The sequence below is a fragment of the Micromonospora sp. KC213 genome, assembly GCF_004348325.1.
In the GTDB taxonomy this organism is placed as follows: domain Bacteria; phylum Actinomycetota; class Actinomycetes; order Mycobacteriales; family Micromonosporaceae; genus Micromonospora.
Genome location: NZ_SMKF01000338.1, coordinates 1 through 1,614 on the forward strand (window position 1 = coordinate 1; position 1,614 = coordinate 1,614).

Consider the following 1,614-nt stretch of genomic DNA (forward strand, 5'->3'; position numbering starts at 1 on the left):
GGCGGGCTCACCGAGGCGGCCGAACGGCTGCGCCGGCTGATCGATGACGGGGAGCGCATCGGCGAGATCCGTGCCGACGTGGGGGTGGACCTGCGCAACGTGCTGGGGAACCTGACCCGGGAGGCCGCCAACGGGCGGTCCGACCTGGCCGAGCCGGTGGCCCAGCTCCGGGAGAAGGTCGACCGCCGGGTCGGGGAGGGCGCCATCACCCCGGCGTACGCCCGGCAGCTCGACGCGGCGATCGTCAGGCTGAACGCCAGCCAGTCCTGAACCGGCCGGCGACCATTGCGGCCCAGCGGACCCGTCGGGTCAGCGGACCGGGATCGGCGCCGGTCGGAAAGTCCGTGGGGTGCTGCCGAAGGCGAAGCGCCGGTACACCTCCTCGTAGCCGGCCGCCATCCGTTCGGTGGAGAAGTGCTCCACCACGTGCGCCACGCAGGCCGCCGGGTCGAGCCGGACCACGTCACGCAGTGCCGCCGGCAGTTCCTCCGCGCGGTCCCGGATCAGCCCGGTGCGGCCCTCGACCACCAGTTCGGGCACGGCACCACGACGCAACGCCACCACCGGTGTCCCGGTCGCCATCGCCTCCACCATCACCATGCCGAACGGCTCCTCCCACCGGATCGGCATGATCAGGCAACGGGCGTCGACCAGCAGCCGCAGGGTCGCCTCCCGGTCGGCGTTCAACACCAGGGTGACGTCGTCGCCGAGCATCGGCTCGACGACCTCGGCGAAGTAGCGCCGTTCGGCGGGTTCGTTGCACTTACCGGCCAGGGTCAGCGCGAGTCCCGCCGCCCGGCATGCCTGGATGGCCAGTTCGGGCCCCTTGTCCGGGCTGAACCGGGCCAGCCACAGCACCGGCCCCCGGCCGGGGCTGTGCTTGCGCGGTACCTCCCCGGTCGCCATCGCGTTGTGCACCGTTCCCACCCAGGGCAGGCTGGGGTTGGCTCGCCGCTGGGCGTGCGAGACGGCGACCAGTCCGACGCCGTGGTCGGTGTCGCTGAGCACCGTGCCGTACTCCCCCACCGGGTTGCCGTGCACCGTCGCCACCGTGGGCACCGCGCGTCGGCCGGCGACCAGCGGCCCGATCGTGGAGTGGTCGTGGACGATGTCGAAGTCGGCCGCGGTGACCAGGTGGTTCACCCGGGCCAGGTGGGCCAGTTCGGGAAGCGACTCGCCGAGCCGGTCGTACTGCAGTTCACCGATGGTGGAGACGAAGTCGGCGACAGTGCCGTGGTGCCGGCCGGCGCCGAAGAGCGTCACCGCGTTCCCCCGGCCGACCAGGGCGTCCACCAGGCCGTGCACCACCTGCTCCAGCCCTCCGTACCCGGGTGGCGGCACCGACAGCCACGGCGGCACGACCATCGCGATCCGCAGCGGCCGCCCGGGCGGGTGTACTGACGGACGGTGGGTCACGGCCGCAGGTCCTTCCCGTTGTCCCCGGTGAACGCGATTGGCGGCGGTTTCCCCCTGTCCACCAGGTCAAACGCGAAGCCGACCGGATCGCCCGGTGCCGGCCGGGCGGGGTGAGGCCGGTCACCCGGGTCGGGTGACCCGGTGGCGACGGAAAAGGGGCGGCGGGTGGTGCAGCCAACCCCCTTGGCTGCACCACCC

The 1,614-nt window shown here is 73.0% G+C and carries 2 protein-coding genes and 1 pseudogene; 1 reads left to right on the forward strand and 2 read right to left on the reverse strand.

Annotation, left to right across the window (positions count from 1 at the left end; genetic code table 11):
• A pseudogene (locus E1166_RS31345) lies at positions 1–270 on the forward strand (serine/threonine protein kinase); the annotation flags it as partial.
• Positions 271–309: 39 nt separating this feature from the next.
• On the opposite strand, the gene E1166_RS30470 reads toward E1166_RS31345, so the two are convergent.
• Positions 310–1,365, reverse strand: a complete 1,056-nt coding sequence (locus E1166_RS30470; RefSeq protein WP_132343244.1) for a glycosyltransferase family 4 protein — start codon at positions 1,363–1,365, stop codon at positions 310–312.
• Positions 1,366–1,412: 47 nt separating this feature from the next.
• On the reverse strand, positions 1,413–1,614 hold a 202-nt coding region (locus E1166_RS31665; RefSeq protein WP_207914667.1), incomplete at its 5' end, for a hypothetical protein.

Excerpts from the sequence above, each read along its gene's own strand:
- E1166_RS30470 (WP_132343244.1), bottom strand. The coding sequence starts at position 1,365 with ATGGTCGTGCCGCCGTGGCTGTCGGTGCCGCCACCCGGGTACGGAGGG.